The 16,308-nt window shown below is 38.1% G+C and carries 14 protein-coding genes and 1 tRNA gene; 12 read left to right on the forward strand and 3 right to left on the reverse strand.

The window, feature by feature from the left end; all coding sequences use genetic code 11:
- Genes rnc through CCON33237_RS00110 form a run of 3 tightly spaced genes read right to left on the reverse strand, consistent with a single transcriptional unit; the run spans position 1 to position 2,112 of the window.
- Complete coding sequence (gene rnc / locus CCON33237_RS00100; protein WP_054195870.1) at positions 1 to 672, reverse strand: ribonuclease III; 672 nt, start codon at positions 670 to 672, stop codon at positions 1 to 3.
- Positions 669 to 1,103, reverse strand: a complete 435-nt coding sequence (gene rnhA / locus CCON33237_RS00105) for a ribonuclease HI (protein WP_054195871.1) — start codon at positions 1,101 to 1,103, stop codon at positions 669 to 671. The genes rnc and rnhA overlap by 4 nt, the downstream gene beginning before the upstream one ends.
- Positions 1,081 to 2,112 (reverse strand): tetratricopeptide repeat protein, encoded by a 1,032-nt coding sequence (locus tag CCON33237_RS00110; RefSeq protein ID WP_234402302.1) that lies wholly within the window; start codon positions 2,110 to 2,112, stop codon positions 1,081 to 1,083. The genes rnhA and CCON33237_RS00110 overlap by 23 nt, the downstream gene beginning before the upstream one ends.
- Positions 2,113 to 2,167: 55 nt before the next feature.
- Here CCON33237_RS00110 and dnaG point away from each other — a divergent pair, with 55 nt between their 5' ends.
- The 12 genes from dnaG (at position 2,168) to CCON33237_RS09755 (ending at position 16,303) form a co-directional block, all read left to right on the forward strand.
- Positions 2,168 to 3,844 carry a DNA primase gene (gene dnaG / locus CCON33237_RS00115; protein ID WP_054197356.1) on the forward strand — a complete coding sequence of 559 codons (1,677 nt, stop codon included), beginning with the start codon at positions 2,168 to 2,170 and terminating at the stop codon, positions 3,842 to 3,844.
- A gap of 104 nt (positions 3,845 to 3,948) precedes the next feature.
- Positions 3,949 to 5,184 carry a M20 family metallo-hydrolase gene (locus CCON33237_RS00120; RefSeq protein WP_054195873.1) on the forward strand — a complete coding sequence of 412 codons (1,236 nt, stop codon included), beginning with the start codon at positions 3,949 to 3,951 and terminating at the stop codon, positions 5,182 to 5,184.
- A gap of 10 nt (positions 5,185 to 5,194) precedes the next feature.
- A complete protein-coding gene (locus CCON33237_RS00125; RefSeq protein WP_054195874.1) occupies positions 5,195 to 6,514 on the forward strand; it encodes an amidohydrolase in 1,320 nt (439 codons plus the stop codon).
- Complete coding sequence (gene pepE, locus CCON33237_RS00130; RefSeq protein ID WP_054195875.1) at positions 6,511 to 7,209, forward strand: dipeptidase PepE; 699 nt, start codon at positions 6,511 to 6,513, stop codon at positions 7,207 to 7,209. The genes CCON33237_RS00125 and pepE overlap by 4 nt, the downstream gene beginning before the upstream one ends.
- Positions 7,210 to 7,223: 14 nt before the next feature.
- Positions 7,224 to 8,534 carry a C4-dicarboxylate transporter DcuC gene (gene dcuC, locus CCON33237_RS00135; protein ID WP_054195876.1) on the forward strand — a complete coding sequence of 437 codons (1,311 nt, stop codon included), beginning with the start codon at positions 7,224 to 7,226 and terminating at the stop codon, positions 8,532 to 8,534.
- Positions 8,535 to 8,544: 10 nt separating this feature from the next.
- Entirely contained in the window at positions 8,545 to 9,768 is a 1,224-nt protein-coding gene (pepT, locus tag CCON33237_RS00140; RefSeq protein WP_054195877.1) for a peptidase T, read from the forward strand.
- A gap of 59 nt (positions 9,769 to 9,827) precedes the next feature.
- Complete coding sequence (locus CCON33237_RS00145) at positions 9,828 to 10,817, forward strand: argininosuccinate synthase domain-containing protein (RefSeq protein ID WP_054195878.1); 990 nt, start codon at positions 9,828 to 9,830, stop codon at positions 10,815 to 10,817.
- 108 nt (positions 10,818 to 10,925) lie between these two features.
- Positions 10,926 to 11,002, forward strand: a tRNA-Met gene (locus CCON33237_RS00150).
- 267 nt (positions 11,003 to 11,269) lie between these two features.
- Positions 11,270 to 12,421, forward strand: a complete 1,152-nt coding sequence (locus CCON33237_RS00155) for a Cj0814 family flagellar-dependent secreted protein (protein ID WP_054195879.1) — start codon at positions 11,270 to 11,272, stop codon at positions 12,419 to 12,421.
- A gap of 105 nt (positions 12,422 to 12,526) precedes the next feature.
- Complete coding sequence (locus tag CCON33237_RS00160; RefSeq protein WP_002941437.1) at positions 12,527 to 14,281, forward strand: hypothetical protein; 1,755 nt, start codon at positions 12,527 to 12,529, stop codon at positions 14,279 to 14,281.
- A 91-nt stretch (positions 14,282 to 14,372) separates the two neighbouring features.
- Positions 14,373 to 15,506: a Cj0814 family flagellar-dependent secreted protein gene (locus tag CCON33237_RS00165; protein WP_054195880.1), complete on the forward strand. Its 1,134-nt coding sequence runs from the start codon at positions 14,373 to 14,375 to the stop codon at positions 15,504 to 15,506.
- Between the two features lie 26 nt (positions 15,507 to 15,532).
- The gene (locus CCON33237_RS09755; protein ID WP_069174572.1) at positions 15,533 to 16,303 is read left to right on the forward strand and encodes a hypothetical protein; all 771 of its coding nucleotides are present in this window, start codon (positions 15,533 to 15,535) and stop codon (positions 16,301 to 16,303) included.
- The last annotated feature ends 5 nt before the right edge of the window (positions 16,304 to 16,308 follow it).

Raw genomic sequence — 16,308 nt, forward strand, 5'->3', positions numbered from 1 at the left:
CTATTTTTTGATTTTTTCTAGCGCGATTTTTGCAGCTAGCTGTTGGGCTTGCTTTTTGGAGCTACCAATGGCTCTTGAAATTTCCTCGCCGTTTAGCAGTAGAGCGATCTCAAATTCTTTCTTATGATCAGGACCAGATGTAGCAATTAACTCATAAGATGGTATGACGCCAAGATGTGCTTGAGTGACTTCTTGTAGAGCTGTTTTGTAGTCTTTTTCAAGGTGAGCAAAATCGATTTGCGGATAGCAAAGCTCAAGTAAGTTGATAGAAATTTCTCTTACTTTAAGAAGTCCAGCTTCGAGATAAATAGCCCCCATCACAGCCTCAAAAGCATCACTTAAAATGCTATCTTTCTCGCGTCCACCATTGTTTTCTTCGGCCAAGCTTAGTCTTAAAAATTCACCCATCTTTAGATGCCTTGCCATATTTGCAAAGCTTTTTTCATTGACAAGTGCAGCTCTTAGTTTGCTCATGTCGCCCTCTGCGATTTTGCTAAATTTTTTAAAAAGATACTCAGCCACAATTAGATCCATCACCGCATCGCCTAAAAACTCAAGTCTTTCGTTGTTTAGCGCCTGCTTAGTACTTTTGTGAGTCAGCGCCTCTTCTAAAAGCTCAGATTTTTTAAATTTATATCCAAGACTCTCTTCAAATTCTTCTAAATTTTTCATCTTTCGTTCTCATCTTTTATCTTTTGTGCCTCGTCTCTTGCCATCTGGTCGCACTCTTCATTTTCAGGGTGTCCAGCGTGACCTTTGACCCAGCTTGCTATGACTTTATGCGGCTTTGAAATTTCTAAATACTCTTGCCAAAGTTCTACATTTTTTACATTTTTAAAATTTCTCTTTTGCCAGTTTGCAAGCCACTCATTTATGCTATTTACTACGTATGAGCTATCGGTAAATAGTCTCACTTCACAAGGCTCTTTTAGTGCCTTTAGCCCCATTATCGCAGCTTTTAGCTCCATTTGATTATTTGTAGTAAATGCCTCGCCGCCACTCTCTTTTTTCTGTGCTTCATTAAATCTCAAAATATAAGCCCAGCCGCCAGCTCCAGGGTTTCCAAGGCACGAACCGTCGCTAAAAAGTGTTACTGTCTTCACTCGGTTTTTCTGTGATGTGAGATAAAATTTTTACACTTCCTAGCTCGTGGCAGACCGGACAGCGGTAAAAGTGCATCGGAAATGAGTTTTTGCAGCTTTTGCAAATGTAGTTAAAACTAAGTCCTGCTGCATCAAATTTGGCATCCTTTAGTTTTTTGATGACGTTTAGCTCAAAGCCGTAAATTTCACATGGCTCATTTATATCGCCCTTTGCGTAAAAGAGCGATCTATACTTATCATCACTCAAATTTATAGGCGTTTTTAGGTTATAAAGCAGATCAAGTACGTCTTCAAATTTGGCACAAACTTTTAAATTTTCTAAATTTTCATTGTGTCTTATAAAAAGCACCAAGATCATGCGCTTTAAAAGCTCAAAATTTTGGCTAAGACGAGAGAGAACTTCTATCTTTTCATTAAAGCTTAAATTTCTATCATCAAGCGTGCTGATAGCCTTTATATAGGCCTTTTGATCTTTTACATTTACTCCAAGCTCCTCAAGTGAGTTTAGTGCATAAAGTGCCTCTTTGTAGTTTTTGAGCTTCTCATCTATCATTGTCAGAAAGCGAAGTGCGATGACATTTCTAGGACTTAGTTCGAGTGCCTTTTCAAAAACCTCACTAGCCTTTTTTAAAAAGCCAGCTTTAAAATAGACCTCTCCAAGCTCGTTTAGGATAAATTCCTTCTCATTTTTATCTCTAGCTTTGCCAAGGGCGATCAGATAGATGCTAATGGACTTTTCAAAGTCGCCATTTTTGGCGAAAGTTTGCCCTAACATACAAAGGCTTTGAGCGTCTATCTCCGGACTTTGCAGCATCTGCTTATGCTCGTCGCTTATACCATCTTTGCTGTCAAATTTTCTTATAAATTTTTCAATGCGTTTTTTTTCATCTTTGCTTGAAAAGATACCCCAAGCATAGCTTAGTGCAGCGATCATCAAAATAATGCTAAATAAAATAATAAGGCTAAATATCGGATCTCTATGCCCAATGAAAAAAATATCCACGCTCATACTTTGTAATAAAATTTTACTTTAATTATAACAAAGCAGTTGTATAATTTTGCTTATGATAGATCCAAAATCCATTGAAAAGCTTAAAAATCAAATCGATATCGTTGACATTATAGAGCACTTTGTGCCAGTCAAAAAGATGGGTGCAAACTACAAATGCGTCTGCCCATTTCATGACGACAAAAATCCTAGTATGAGCATAAGTCAAAGTAAGCAAATTTTTCACTGTTTTGCTTGTAAGGCCGGCGGAGATGCGATTAAATTTGTGATGGATTATGAGAAGCTTACCTATCCAGAAGCTATCGAGAGAATAGCTAGCCTTGTAAATTTTAGCCTTGAATACACAAGCGATAAACTTCCAACACAAAAAGAAAATAAGCACATTTTGGAAAAGACAAATGCCTTTTATAGGAGTGAATTTTTCAAGCATGAAGCCGCTGTGAGATATATATATTCACGCGGCATAAATGATGCGATGATTGAGAAATTTGAGCTTGGCTGGGCTGGGGAGAGCGCTAGTACTATCAGGCTTTTACAAAATGAAAATATCGAGCCAAAAGAGGCGCTTGAAGTTGGAATCGTAAAGCAAAACGAGAAGGGAATTTATGCTAGTTTTATCGAGCGTATCACATTTCCCATATATGCCCATACGGCAAAATTAGTTGGCTTTGGTGGTAGAACGATCTCGGATCATCCTGCAAAATATGTAAATTCTCCTCAAAGCATGGTTTTTGACAAGTCAAAGCTACTTTACGGCTACCACTTAGCTAGACAAAGCATTTTTGAAAAGAAGCAGATCATTATCACTGAGGGTTATTTAGATGTCATCATGCTGCACTTTGCAGGCTTTACAAACGCTGTTGCCGTGCTTGGGACTGCGCTTACGACTAATCACTTGCCACTTTTAAAAAGAGGAGAGATAAGCGTAGTACTTTGTTTTGATGGTGACTCGGCTGGTATAAATGCCGCTATAAAATCATCTCGTCTTTTAGTGCAAAACGAAATAGATGGAAGCGTTGTAATCATAAAAGATGGTGCAGACCCAGCGGATATGGTATTTGCAGGTAGAAGCGACGAGCTAAAAGAGATGTTTAGCTCCGGGACTGAACTTGGCGAGTTTTATATTGAGCAAATTGTAAAAAAATATGATATTACACGCCCAGTACAAAAGCAAAAATGCTTAGAAGAGATAGTGGAATTTACAAATTCTCTAAAGTCAATAATTGCAAAAAGCTATGAGTCGTTAGTCGCAAATTTGCTCAAAATAGAGCTAAATACTTTTAGCCTTCATGGACAAAGATATATAAATAGACAAGATCAAAATTTTACAAATGCTGCAACAAATAAACAAACAGCTCAAAAAAAAGATAAAACTGATATTTTAGAATTTAGCGTTTTAAAGAGTATGCTTGCAAATAAAAATTACGAAGCTATCGTTTTAAACGAGCTTGAGGAGAAATTCTTCTTGCATCATAAAGATTATTTTCAGGCTATTTTATTGCCAAATATTGAAGATAACGCGGTACTTGTTAGAGAAATTTATGTTGATGAAAGCTCAAATGTAGCTTCTAGTGAAGATAGCCTTAAAGAGGCCATTTTAAAGCTAAAACTAAAATACTATGAGAAGTTTCGCGAAGATACTAGAAAATCACAAAAGCCAAATAAAATCGAAATAATGCAAAAAATTTCAGAGATCATTAAAGGCTTACACAACAAGCTACAAAAAAATTAAATTTCAAAATTTAACACTTATTCAGCTTTAAATCATAAAACTAAATGTAAAATGCATAAAGTAATAAATATTTTTAAGATTAGTTTTATTTTTAAGGGTTTATTATGATAAATTTTAAAAGATTTGAGGCGAATTTTAATGCTATAAGTAGATTTGGAGCATTAAAAGGTGGAGGGCTAACAAGGCTTGCATTTAGCAAAGAAGACTTGGAAGCTAGAAATTTTCTTATAAATTTAATAGAAGAAAATGGCTTTAAACTTAAAATTGACAATGTTGGCAACATCTTTGCCATCTATGATGATGGCTGTGAGCCAGGCGAGAAGCCAGTTTGTGTGGGCTCTCATATAGATAGCGTGCCAAATGGTGGCTTTTATGATGGTACGCTTGGCGTTATGGCTGGACTTGAAGCATTAACCTCGATAAAAGAAGCTGGCGTTAAACTAAAGCGTCCGCTTTGGCTGATTAATTTTTGCTGTGAAGAGTCAAGTAGGTTTAAGACAGCGACCATTGGTAGCAAGATAATAAGCGGCAAACTTGGTCTACAAAGGCTTCATGAGCTAAAAGACGAAGACGGCATTTCGCTTTTTGAAGCGATGAGTAAATTTGGACTTGACCCACAAAATTTAAATGGTTCTATTTTAAAAGAACACTCACTTCATTCATATTTAGAACTTCACATTGAACAAGGCCCAGTGCTTGAGCGAAGCGGCATAAGCGTTGGCATAGTAAGCGGTATCGCCGCTCCTATAAGATTTGAAATTATTATCCATGGTAAGGCAGATCACAGCGGTGCAACTCCGATGAATATGCGTAGTGACGCGCTGCTAGCTGCTTCACACATCATAATCGCAGCCAATAAATTTGCTAAAAACAAAAAAACAGCTGTGGCTACTGTTGGTTACGCACATGCAAAGCCAGGCGTTTTAAACGTCGTGCCAGGCGAGGCAAGGCTTGGAGTTGATCTAAGAGATATAGACAAAGCAAGCCTAAATGAGCTAAATAATGAGCTTAGAAATTTTATAAACGAATTAAGCAGTGAGCTAAAATTTAGCTACGAGATAAGAGAACTTAGCAGCGACGAGCCAGTAAAACTTAGTGAGCATGCTATAAATTTGCTAAGCGAAGAGGCTACTAAACTTGGCATAAAAACGCTTACTTTGCCAAGCGGAGCTGGACACGATGCGATGAATCTAACAAAACTTGCAAGTAGCGTTGGCATGCTTTTTATACCTTGCGTTGGCGGCATCAGTCACAATATAGCAGAAGCTATAAATTTTGATGATGCTTTCAAAGCTACACAAATTTTAACAAATGCACTAATTAAACTATCAAATGAATAAGGAGAAACCTATGGACAAAATAGCAAATTTGGCTCTTTCTTTAAAAGATGAGCTGATCAAGGATCGCAGGTATTTTCACTCACATCCAGAGACTGGCTGGTTTACATTTTTTACAACCGCCGTACTAGCAAAGAGGCTTAGTGATCTAGGATATGAAATAAGCCTTGGCGACAAGGTCGTTAAAGCCGATGCAAGGCTTGGCCTTGGCTCAAAAGAGCAATGCGAAAAAGCAATAGAAAGAGCCAAAAAACTTCTAAGTCCTGAAGAGGCAAAATATCTTCCTTATATGAAAGATGGATTAACTGGCCTAACTGCCTTTATAGACACAAAAAGGCCTGGTAAATTTACAGCATTTAGATTTGACATAGATAGCGTCGATGTGACAGAGAGCGAGGATGCGGATCACAGACCTTGTAAAGAGGGCTTTGGTGCAGATATTGCTGGTATCATGCACGCTTGTGGACACGATGGACACGCATCTATCGGTTTAGGACTAGCAAAACTTATAGCTCAGAATTTAGATGAATTTAATGGTAAATTTAAATTTATATTTCAAACTGCAGAAGAGGGCACAAGAGGTGCTGTGGCTATGGAAGCTGCTGGTGTGCTTGAGGGGATCGAGTACCTACTTGGCGGACATATCGGCTTTCAGGCAAAAACTAGCGGTGGCATCATCTGCGGAACAAATAAGCTACTTGCTACTTCTAAATTTGACGTGCATATCACAGGTCGCTCGGCTCACGCAGCAGGGGCACCGCAAGATGGCGCAAATGCTCTTTTGGCCGCAGCACAAATGGCTTTAAATATGCATGGCATCACAAGACATGCAAAGGGTGTAACTAGGATAAATGTGGGCGTTTTAAAAGCGGGTGAAGGCAGAAACGTCATCGCTCCAAACGGCTATCTAGCTTGCGAAACAAGAGGTGAGGATACAAATTTAAACGAATTTATGTATGAAAAATGCATGGATATCGTTAAAGGCGTTAGCCAAATTTACGGAGTAGAGAGTAAGGTCGTAATGACTGGTGGCACAAGCGGAGCTGACAGCGATAAAGAGGTAACAGAAATTTTTTATGAAGCAGCTAAAGAGAGTCCATTTATAGACGATGGCAAGATCGTAAAAGAGCTTGATTTTGGTGCTTGTGAAGATTTTGCTCATTTTATGAGAGCTTTGCAAGACAGAGGTGCAAAGAGCGGATATATGATGATAGGAACAAACCTCAAAGCAGGCCACCATAACTGTAAATTTGACTTCGATGAGGAGTGTTTGGTAGCCGGAGTTGATGTCTATCTAAGATCTGCTTACAAACTAAATGGAGTAAAAAAATGAAAAACGCTTTATTAATTAGTGCTTCAAGTTACAAAGATACTGGCTATCTAAGGCACTGCGAGGGTTGGATTAAGGAATTTTTAGGAAGTGATGCAGACGAGGAGATACTTTTTATCCCTTATGCCGGCGTTAGACGCACAAATGACGAGTACGAGCAAAAGGTGCAAGAGTGCTTAAATAGCAAAAATATTAAGTCCATCCACCGCTATGAGGATAAAATTTCTGCTATCAAAAATGCTAAAAGTATTGCAGTTGGTGGCGGAAATACCTTTATGCTACTTCATATGCTTTATAAGCTAAATTTAATTGAGCCTATAAAAGAGGCGGTGGCAAACGGCACAAAATATTTTGGCTGGTCAGCTGGCGCAAACATCGCTGGCAAGACGATGATGACTACAAATGATATGCCTATCATCATGCCAAAGTCATTTGATAGCTTAAATATCTTCCCATATCAGATCAACCCACACTTTATAAGTGGTAAGCTAGCTGGTCATAACGGCGAGAGTAGAGAAGAGAGACTGGAGGAATTTTTAATAGCAAATCCAAAAGATACTATCTATGCTCTACCTGAGGGCACGGCTTTGGTGATAAGAGGCAATGAAGCTGAGGTCATCGGACATAGCGACATTTTAAAGCTTGAGTACAAAAAAGAGATAGAAAAGATAGCAATTAAAACAAAATTTAAAATCTAAACAAGGAGAGAGGTATGGAATCATTCAAACTCGTAGCTGCCATTCTTGGCATCGTTGCAGTTGTTGCACTTCTTGTCTTAAAAAAAGAGACAAGAACGGTTCTAATAGGTGTTGGTTTGGTGCTTTGTTTAATTGCACTAAAACCTATGGGGGCATTAAGTGCTTTTACTGACTATATGACTAAAGCAGGGCTTATAAAGGCTATTTGTGCTAGTATGGGTTTTGCTTTTGTTATGAAATACACAATGTGCGATAAGCACCTTGTTGGTCTTCTTACAAAGCCACTTAAGAACGTGGGCTTTATTTTGATCCCAGCAACAACAGTGCTAACTTATTTTATAAACATAGCTATTCCTTCGGCTGCTGGATGCTCGGCTGCTGTTGGTGCGACACTTATACCACTTCTAATGGCCTCAGGTGTTCGACCTGCTATGGCTGGTGCAGCTGTTTTTGCGGGTACATTTGGCTCAGTTCTAAGCCCAGGCTCTGCTCACAACGTATACGTGGCTGATCTTGTTAAAAAGACAGTTGCAAACTACACTGTTCAAGATGTCATAAAAGTGCAAATTCCTAGTGCATTTACAGCTCTTGCTATCGTAGTTATCACATTAACCATTGTCGCGATACTTTTTAAAGACTATCAAAAAAATATAAATTTCACTCTTGAGGGTGGTGCTAAAAACGAAGATAATTCGGCTTTCAAAGTAAATTTTATTTATGCACTTATGCCACTTGTCCCACTTGTGATCTTAGTTATCGGCGGAACAAGCCTTTCAAAAGACTATAGCTTCCTTGCATGGACAAAAATGGGCGTTGCTGAAGCGATGATACTTGGTGCGATCATAGCTATCTTTGCTACGCTTACCAACCCACAAAAGATCACAAAAGAGTTCTTTAACGGCATGGGTCACGCTTACGCTGATGTTATCGGTATTATCATCGCAGCTGGAGTATTTGTCGCTGGCTTAAAGGCGTGCGGAGCCGTTGATGTGGTTATCGCATGGTTAAAGACAGATCAAAGTTATGTTAAATTTGGCGGAACATTTGTGCCATTTATTATGGGTATAGTCACAGGCTCAGGCGACGCTGCTACATTCGCATTTAACGAGGCTGTCACAACAAACGCTGCTGCACTTGGCTTTGAGCAAGATAAGCTTGGTATGGCCGCAGCCATCGCTGGCTCACTGGGAAGATCTGCTTCTCCAATAGCAGGTGCTGCTATCGTTTGTGCAGGTATCGCTATGGTTAGTCCAGTTGAGCTTGCAAAAAGAACATTTTTAGGTATGTTTATCTCTGTTGTGGCGATCGCATTCTTTGTCATCTAAAGGATGAAAAATGGATATCGTAGAGAGATTTATAAACTATACGAAATTTAACACTACAACAAACAAAGAGAATGGATTGAAAGGCATCATGCCTTCTAATCCAACCGAGTACGAGCTAGCCAAATTTATAAAAGATGAGCTTAGCTCGCTTGGTATCAAAGACATCATTCTACAAGACAATGCTATCTTGATAGCAAAAATTCCTGCAAACTGCGAAAACGCCCCAAGTATCGCCTTTTTTGCGCACTTAGATACAAGTAGTGAGCAAAAAAACGACACCAAAGCTAAGATCGTAAGATACACAGGTGGCGACATCTGCCTAAACGAAGAGCAAGGAATTTATCTTAAATTTAGCGACAACCCAGAGCTTAAAAAGTATGAGGGTGATGATATCGTAGTGACTGATGGTACTAGCTTGCTTGGTGCTGACGATAAGGCGGCGATCGCTAGTATCGTAAATATGGCTAGCTTTTTCATGCAAAATCCTGAGGTAAAGCACGGCAAGATCGTGATCTGCTTCGTACCTGACGAGGAGCAGGGTTTGCTTGGCGCAAAGGCGCTTGATGCGAGCTTGCTTGGAGCTGATTTTGGCTACTGCCTAGACTGCTGCGAGATAGGTGAGCTAATATATGAAAACTGGAACGCGGCTGATTGCACGATGGTCTTTAAAGGCGTTTCGGCTCATCCTATGAATGCAAAGGGTAAGCTTGTAAATTCGCTACTTCTTGCACATAAATTTATCTCGCTCTTGCCAGGTGGCGAAGTGCCAGAGTGCACCGAGGGAAAAGAGGGCTACTTCTGGGTAAAAGAGCTTAGCGGAAATAGTGCAAAAACGACACTAAAGATCGACATAAGAGAATTTGACGAGCCTAAATTTCAAAAACGACTCCAGTTTTTAAGCGACATGGCAAATTCTTTTAACAAAATTTATGGAGAGTGCTGTGAGATCACGCTAACAACACGCTATGAAAATGTATTTAAATTTTTAAAAGATGAAAATTCGCTCCCGATAAAACTTGCAAAAGATGCCTTTAGTGAACTAAATATCACGCCAAACATAAAACCTATGCGTGGCGGATACGACGGTGCTGCGATCTCTGCAAAAGGCGTGCCAACGCTAAATTTATTCACAGGAGCAAACAACTTTCACTCTATCTATGAGTATCTGCCAGTTAGCAGCTTAAAAGCTTCAAGTGAAGTGATCAAAAAAATCATAATTAACGCTGCTAAATAAACTTCATAAAAGCCTAGATTTAGTAAATTTAGGCTTTAAATTTCACTTTCAGGACAAAAATGAAGGCTTTAGCTTTGTTTAGCGGAGGGCTTGACAGCATGCTCTCGATCAAAATCATAAGCGATCAAAACATTGAAGTAGTCGCACTTTATATGGATACTGGATTTGGTGCGGATGAGAAAAAGCACGAGATATTAAGAAAGCGTGCGGCTATGGCTGGGGCAAGCTTAAAGGTCGTTGATCTACGAAATGAATATCTTCGTGATGTGCTTTTTAACCCAAAATACGGTTACGGCAAACAGTTTAACCCATGTATTGACTGCCATGGATATATGTTTAAAACAGCTCTTAATATGCTAAAAAGCGAAAATGCAAATTTTATAATCACAGGTGAAGTAGTGGGACAAAGGCCGATGAGCCAGCGCAGAGATGCACTTTTCCAGGTTAAACGTCTAGCTGATGATGAGGACGATCTAGTGCTTCGTCCGATGTGCGCCAAGCTTCTACCGCCAACAAAGCCTGAGCGTGAGGGCTGGGTCGATAGAGAGAAGCTACTTGGCATAAGTGGGCGTGATAGAAAGCCGCAGCTTGCTTTGGCAAAGGAATTTGGCTTTGAGGACTATGAGACGCCAGGTGGTGGCTGCCTGCTCACTATCGAGAGCTTTGCTGTGAAGATAAAGGACTATTTAAAATTTGATCAAGAGATGCGAGATATCGATGTTGTGTGGCTAAAGCTTGGCAGACATTTACGTTTGCCAGATGGTGCAAAAATGATAATAGGCCGTGATGAGAGCGACAACAACGAACTTTTATTGCATCCAAATGATAAATTTGAGCAGGTGAAATTTAAAGCGAGTGACGACATCGTGGGAGCTGTTAGTTTTATAAGTAAAAATGCTAGCAAAGCCGATAAAGAGCTTGCTGCTAAACTTGCACTAGCATATACAAAAGCCAATAAAGAAAAGGAATTTGATGTTTTTGTGGGAGCTGATAAATTTAAGACAGTGCCTACTGATAAAGCATTGGCTCAAAATTATTTCGTAAGGTAGTTTTTATTTATTTTTACAGACATTTTTGATTTGTATTTGGAGTAATCAAAACAGTTTTTATCTACAAATAAGTTTAAAAATTATATAATCCAAAACTTATTTTCAAGTGTCACGGTAGCTCAGCTGGTTAGAGCGCTGGTCTCATAAGCCGGAGGTCGGGAGTTCAAGTCTCCCCCGTGACACCATAGATGTCCTACTTATCGATACTTTAACTGCCCTTTTTGCAGTTTCCCTTTCTTTAAAATTTCCTAAAAGTATGGTACACTTTTTAAAAAAAGCGGTACATTTTTTCAGGATTGTTTTATTTTACAAGATGCTTTCTATAAATTTGCTTTTATTTTTACTGATAGATAAAATTTTTATCTCAAAGTGAACAAACATAAATTTATCTCGCTTAAATTTACGGCACAACTTTTGCTTACTCTTTGAAGCTAAATTTCAAGGAGTAAGCTATGAAAGTTTCCTACAACTCCATCTTAACAAAACAGCACTACCAAAAACAGACAAAAAGCGAAGGCTTTGCAAATTTCTTGCCTAACACTCCAAATATAAATTCGATCAACCAAACCACTACTCCTAAAAATGACTTTGTTTCATCTAGCGCTATCGACTCTCTTTATCAGGCCAAATTTACTTCACAAGAGGGTTATGGATACAGTGTAGATGCTAAAGGATTTATGGGAGCTGACTTTAACAAAGCAGCAGGTTTGCCACAGGACTTTAAAATCCACAAAAGCACGCTTGATGCGATAGTGCTACACAATCAAAAGCACCCAAACTATACAAATATTTCAATGGATACAAGAAAGGATAATGCTCTGTTTGGAGAGGATAGCTTTGCAAATATCGATCTAGCAGACACTATAAAGCAATACTATAAAATTTTTGATCAAATTTCAGCTGGAGTGATCAGTAAGGGTAAAGAGTTTTACTCAAACGAAGATCTAGCAAAGATGCCAAAGGGCTACTTTTCAAAAGATAAAAAAATAGAGCATGTTGAATACCTAATGGGTAGGATGACTAGCGATGAGCTAGATGGGCTAACTGATAGAAGCAATGAAAAGATAACTCATGTATTTAGAACAGCACAAGACGCAGAAGATGCACATAGGTTATGGGATGATCTAAGCGATATAAATGTAGAAGTTAATGGAAATTTCCTTGACTTTTCTCCAGAAGTGATGACAACTGAGCATACTATCCCTTATATGTGGGTTAGTAGTGCTGGATATGACTTTAAGCCTGATATGTCTGTATATGACAATGAACAAGGCTATACAAAGGAGCAAATCTTTGTAGCATTTTTAAAAAACGAGCAAGGTCTTGTGCTGCAAGGTGGCACAACAAGGATAACCGACGAGGCTCTTAGCGTGTATAAAAACTATCAGATAATTACAAAACAAGATAGAAGCGAGATAGGCATACCAAAGGCTTATTATGATGAGATACTATCTGGTAAGAAAGATCTAAAAGATATACTAGCTAGGATTTTAAAGCTTAGAAATTTAGAGCTTAAAAAAGATCAAACGCTTGAGGGACTAGCAAGCAAGATAATGGACGTTTTAAAAGAATTTGATGAGAGGATGAAGACAAGAGAGCTTTAAAAAATATAACATAGAAGGCATTCGCTCTAAGCCATTTTGGCTACCATACTACTAAACATTTTTTATATTTGCCGATATAAGATATATATTTTAAAAGGATTTAAAATGAATGTATCACCAAATTTAGAGCCCATAAATATAAATTTACCCAAAGATATGATCTATTCAAGGGTCCTTCTTGGCGTAGATAGAGTGCAAACTTTAGACAATACAAATTTAAAGTCTGAGCTTAAAGACATAGCTACTAAGCTTATCTCAAATAGCACCTACTCTATCATCCAAAATGCTAGCACCAGTGGCGTGAAGTCAGAGTATGCTAAAGCAGACAACGGAACAAACGATGCTTTTTCTTATGTGGATATACAAAGAAGAAACTGGGACAAAAAAGACTTTGAAAACAAATATCTCTTTGGCGAAGATGCCTCAGCATTAAGAAAAGTGGATCAAACTAGAACCTATTTCTCATCCATAAATTCAAAAACTCCCATTAAGCCCATTGCGGCAGCAGATACTAAATTTACAAATTTAAATGACTACGCTTATGAAAAAACGATAAAAACCTCACTGGGTGACGTGGAGGTCTTTTTGGATCTTTATGACGATAATGACAAACTAGGCATAGGCAAGCTAGATGCAAATGGATTTTTATTTAACTTTGATAGCAACAAGGACGGAGTGATAAATTCTGGTGATAAATACTTTAATAAGCTAAAAGTTAGAGGCTACGATAAAGACGGAAACGAGAAAATTTTCAAACTAAGCGAAGTTTTAAGCGAGATAAACCTTAACGACTTTATCAAAAAAGATATTAGAAATTTAAGCCATGAGGCTATGGACTTTGCTAGCAAAAATACGGTTGATTACAGAGTTAGTTTAAATAACTCAAACCCTTATACTCTATTTTCAGCCGAGTATCGCTACCAAAAGATAGACAAAGAAGAGACTAATAAATTTTTCAAAGACCATGCAGACAAAGACGGCTGGGTAGATCTTAGGGATAATAAGATATTTAACGAAGAGAGTGGCTTAAACAACTTTGCCTATGAGAAGGTTGGCTTTGACGGCAAGAAAAAGCTTAGCGAGTTTAACCCTATCATAAAACCTTCTGGATCTAAACAAGATGAGAGCTTTTCATACGCAGGCTATCAAAAAGATAGCTTTATGAAATTTTATAACGACTACCAAAAAGAGTCTAGCGCTCACAGCAAAGATGTAGAGTGGATAAGCAAAAATTTAAAAGAAAATGATGTAGAAGACGCAGATGATCTCATCTCAAAGCTAAAAGCCACAAAGTCATCTTATATGATCGCTATGGAGAGTGAGTTTGAAAAAGCGACTGCGCTTGAGTTTAGCCTAGAAAATTTAGAAAGAGTAAAGCATGCTTTTGAAAGTGATACTAGCAAGGCAGCAGCTGCTCTAAAGGACACAGACAGCGTAATAGCCATGAAGCTAAACAAAAATGGCACTATCACGCTTAAATTTGATAGTGGAAGAGAGCTAGAGGTAAAAGAAATTTATAGCGACACTGGCAAGCTAATCAGCAAAGACGACAAAGATAGCAAAAGAGCAAGTATAAATTTAGATGCTAAGAGCATGAATGATGTAGAGCTAAATAGACTTGACTTTAAAGATATAGGCATAAAGAAAGACGAGAAGATATCTAGCCTAAAAGAGCTTGGAGCAAAGCTAGTTAAAAACCTCTCTGATAAATTTACAAGCAAATTCCTAATCAGACTTGAAAACGGCAAAAGTATCACCACCAAAGAAATTTACAACATCACCTACCTTGAAAATGACCTAAAATTTAAAGAGCTATCTAGCAAAGATAGGCTTTATAAAAAGGTAGATACGAGAGTTTAGGAGTAAATTTATGCAGACCAAAAACCCTTGGCAAAATAAAACTTTTTACAAAAAAGACGATATCTTTGGTATGAAGCTAAAAGGATACTAGATGATAAACGCACTTGGTAGCTACCCCTTAAATTTAGAGCAGAATATAAAGGTATCAACCAAAGTTGCCACCAAACAAACAAGCTCAGAGGTTTTAGGCTACAAGGTAGATAAGGATGGCTACTTTACAGATGAGTTTAATAAGCAAGCTGGTATCCCAAGTGATTATAAAATTCACTCAAGCACGTTGGAGTCTTTAGTCAGATCAAACGACATAATGGACCCAGACATCAAGAATTTTAAAAGTATCGATATAGCTAAAACAGTTGGCAACGCTTATAGGTTGCTAGCTCAAGTAGTTGGCGAAGATACACTAAGCTCAAAAGAAAGCTTCAGCGCAGATGATATAAGAAATTTCCCTCAAGGCTTTTCTTATGATCGACAAAGCCTGCAAGTAGATAAAAGATACGCTAGTGCTAGTGAGTATTCTGCGGTAGAAGATAGCTTTGTGCATACGCCAACAAAGACCATAAGCACGCTTTTTTACAATGGCTCTTTGTCTATTGCGGCAGACAAGCAGATACATCCAAAAAATGTAACATACATCTTTAACAACGCAAATGGTGGCAAAGAAAATACGGTCATTGGTATATTTATGGATCCACACGGAGAGAAATACACTAACAAAGATGGATCTATAACCAAAGGCGGTCTCATAGCTGGTGTGCTAAATCACAACCTAGACATATACGAGGGCGAAACCACTGCGATAGGAAAATATGGCGGCTATGATAAAAACATCAACACAAAGGAATTTCAAAGGTCATTTAACGCCTTTAACGCTATGTGGCAAATGGCTTATGGGGTAAATTTCTCAAAAGCAGATGATGGTGCTGTCTCTATGCTGCCTGATTATATGCAAGATTATGTAAGACACAGACAAAGCCTTGATAAATTTAGCGACCAAGAAGACGAACTATCATTTAAAAAGATGATGGAGCATAATCTAAAAATGCTAAAGCTACTCTTTGGCGAGATAGATAAAGATGGTAAGAAGAGTAAAGACTTTATGGATAGCTTTTTGAAATTTAGTATGTCACCTTTAAATTTAATAAAAGAGCTAAATGAAAACCCAGCTGGAAAATATCTAGTAGATATGCTCGGCATAAAAAGAGACGTTGATATAAAGGCGTAAATTTAAAAGAAACTAAGGATAGTAAAATGCAAATTTCTAATAATCTTTCAACCCCTAACTATCTCTCAAGAGAGAACATAGCAAGAGAGATGGGCTTTAAATTTAATGATATAAACGAGATACTTAGTAACGATATGGGTCATGGCATGACATTTCCTAAGTATATGAGCCTAGACGATAAAGCTAAAGCAAGGGAATACGATAGATATGATCACTCACTTACTGGCTTCGTAAAAGGTGAAGGAGAGGCGAGAGTAAGCATACTTGGCAAGCTAATGGGCTATGACGACGCTTTTTCAAAAGATAAGATAGATGAGCTAAAGAAATTTATAGATGATAGCGGTGCTTTGGGGCTTGAGAGAGCTTTTGGTGACTCAGAGACTTTATCTGTTAACGAATTTATAAAAAGATATACCAGAAAGCATGGTTTCTCTGACTTTACCTTTGGCGGAACAAAAACAGCCGAGTTACTTGATAGCGATATGAGCGTTGATGAGTTTAAAGCCAATTGGACTAAATTTGCACTAAATGAGCGCTTTGGTTTAGAGCTTGACGAGGAGCTAGCAAAAGAGACTATAAATTCTATCAACGATCTTGAAGCACAAAACGAAGAAGATAAGAAAGAGAAGAAATTTACACCTATACAAGTTACTAAAAAATCTCAAACCTATAAGCTTGAAGCTGATGAGAGATTTAAGGAGCTTTATAAATTTATAAAGAGTGAATTTGATAATGGCAAGAGCATGTTTGAAATTTTAGAAAAAGTGGCAAAGCTTAAAGTGGATAAAACAGCATAAGGGGG

Source organism: Campylobacter concisus, assembly GCF_001298465.1.
Classification (GTDB): domain Bacteria; phylum Campylobacterota; class Campylobacteria; order Campylobacterales; family Campylobacteraceae; genus Campylobacter_A; species Campylobacter_A concisus.

Excerpts from the sequence above, each read along its gene's own strand:
- rnc (WP_054195870.1), bottom strand. The coding sequence starts at position 672 with ATGAAAAATTTAGAAGAATTTGAAGAGAGTCTTGGATATAAATTTAAA.
- CCON33237_RS00110 (WP_234402302.1), bottom strand. The coding sequence starts at position 2,112 with ATGAGCGTGGATATTTTTTTCATTGGGCATAGAGATCCGATATTTAGC.
- dnaG (WP_054197356.1), top strand. The coding sequence starts at position 2,168 with ATGATAGATCCAAAATCCATTGAAAAGCTTAAAAATCAAATCGATATC.
- CCON33237_RS00120 (WP_054195873.1), top strand. The coding sequence starts at position 3,949 with ATGATAAATTTTAAAAGATTTGAGGCGAATTTTAATGCTATAAGTAGA.
- CCON33237_RS00125 (WP_054195874.1), top strand. The coding sequence starts at position 5,195 with ATGGACAAAATAGCAAATTTGGCTCTTTCTTTAAAAGATGAGCTGATC.
- pepE (WP_054195875.1), top strand. The coding sequence starts at position 6,511 with ATGAAAAACGCTTTATTAATTAGTGCTTCAAGTTACAAAGATACTGGC.
- dcuC (WP_054195876.1), top strand. The coding sequence starts at position 7,224 with ATGGAATCATTCAAACTCGTAGCTGCCATTCTTGGCATCGTTGCAGTT.
- pepT (WP_054195877.1), top strand. The coding sequence starts at position 8,545 with ATGGATATCGTAGAGAGATTTATAAACTATACGAAATTTAACACTACA.
- CCON33237_RS00145 (WP_054195878.1), top strand. The coding sequence starts at position 9,828 with ATGAAGGCTTTAGCTTTGTTTAGCGGAGGGCTTGACAGCATGCTCTCG.
- CCON33237_RS00155 (WP_054195879.1), top strand. The coding sequence starts at position 11,270 with ATGAAAGTTTCCTACAACTCCATCTTAACAAAACAGCACTACCAAAAA.
- CCON33237_RS00160 (WP_002941437.1), top strand. The coding sequence starts at position 12,527 with ATGAATGTATCACCAAATTTAGAGCCCATAAATATAAATTTACCCAAA.
- CCON33237_RS00165 (WP_054195880.1), top strand. The coding sequence starts at position 14,373 with ATGATAAACGCACTTGGTAGCTACCCCTTAAATTTAGAGCAGAATATA.
- CCON33237_RS09755 (WP_069174572.1), top strand. The coding sequence starts at position 15,533 with ATGCAAATTTCTAATAATCTTTCAACCCCTAACTATCTCTCAAGAGAG.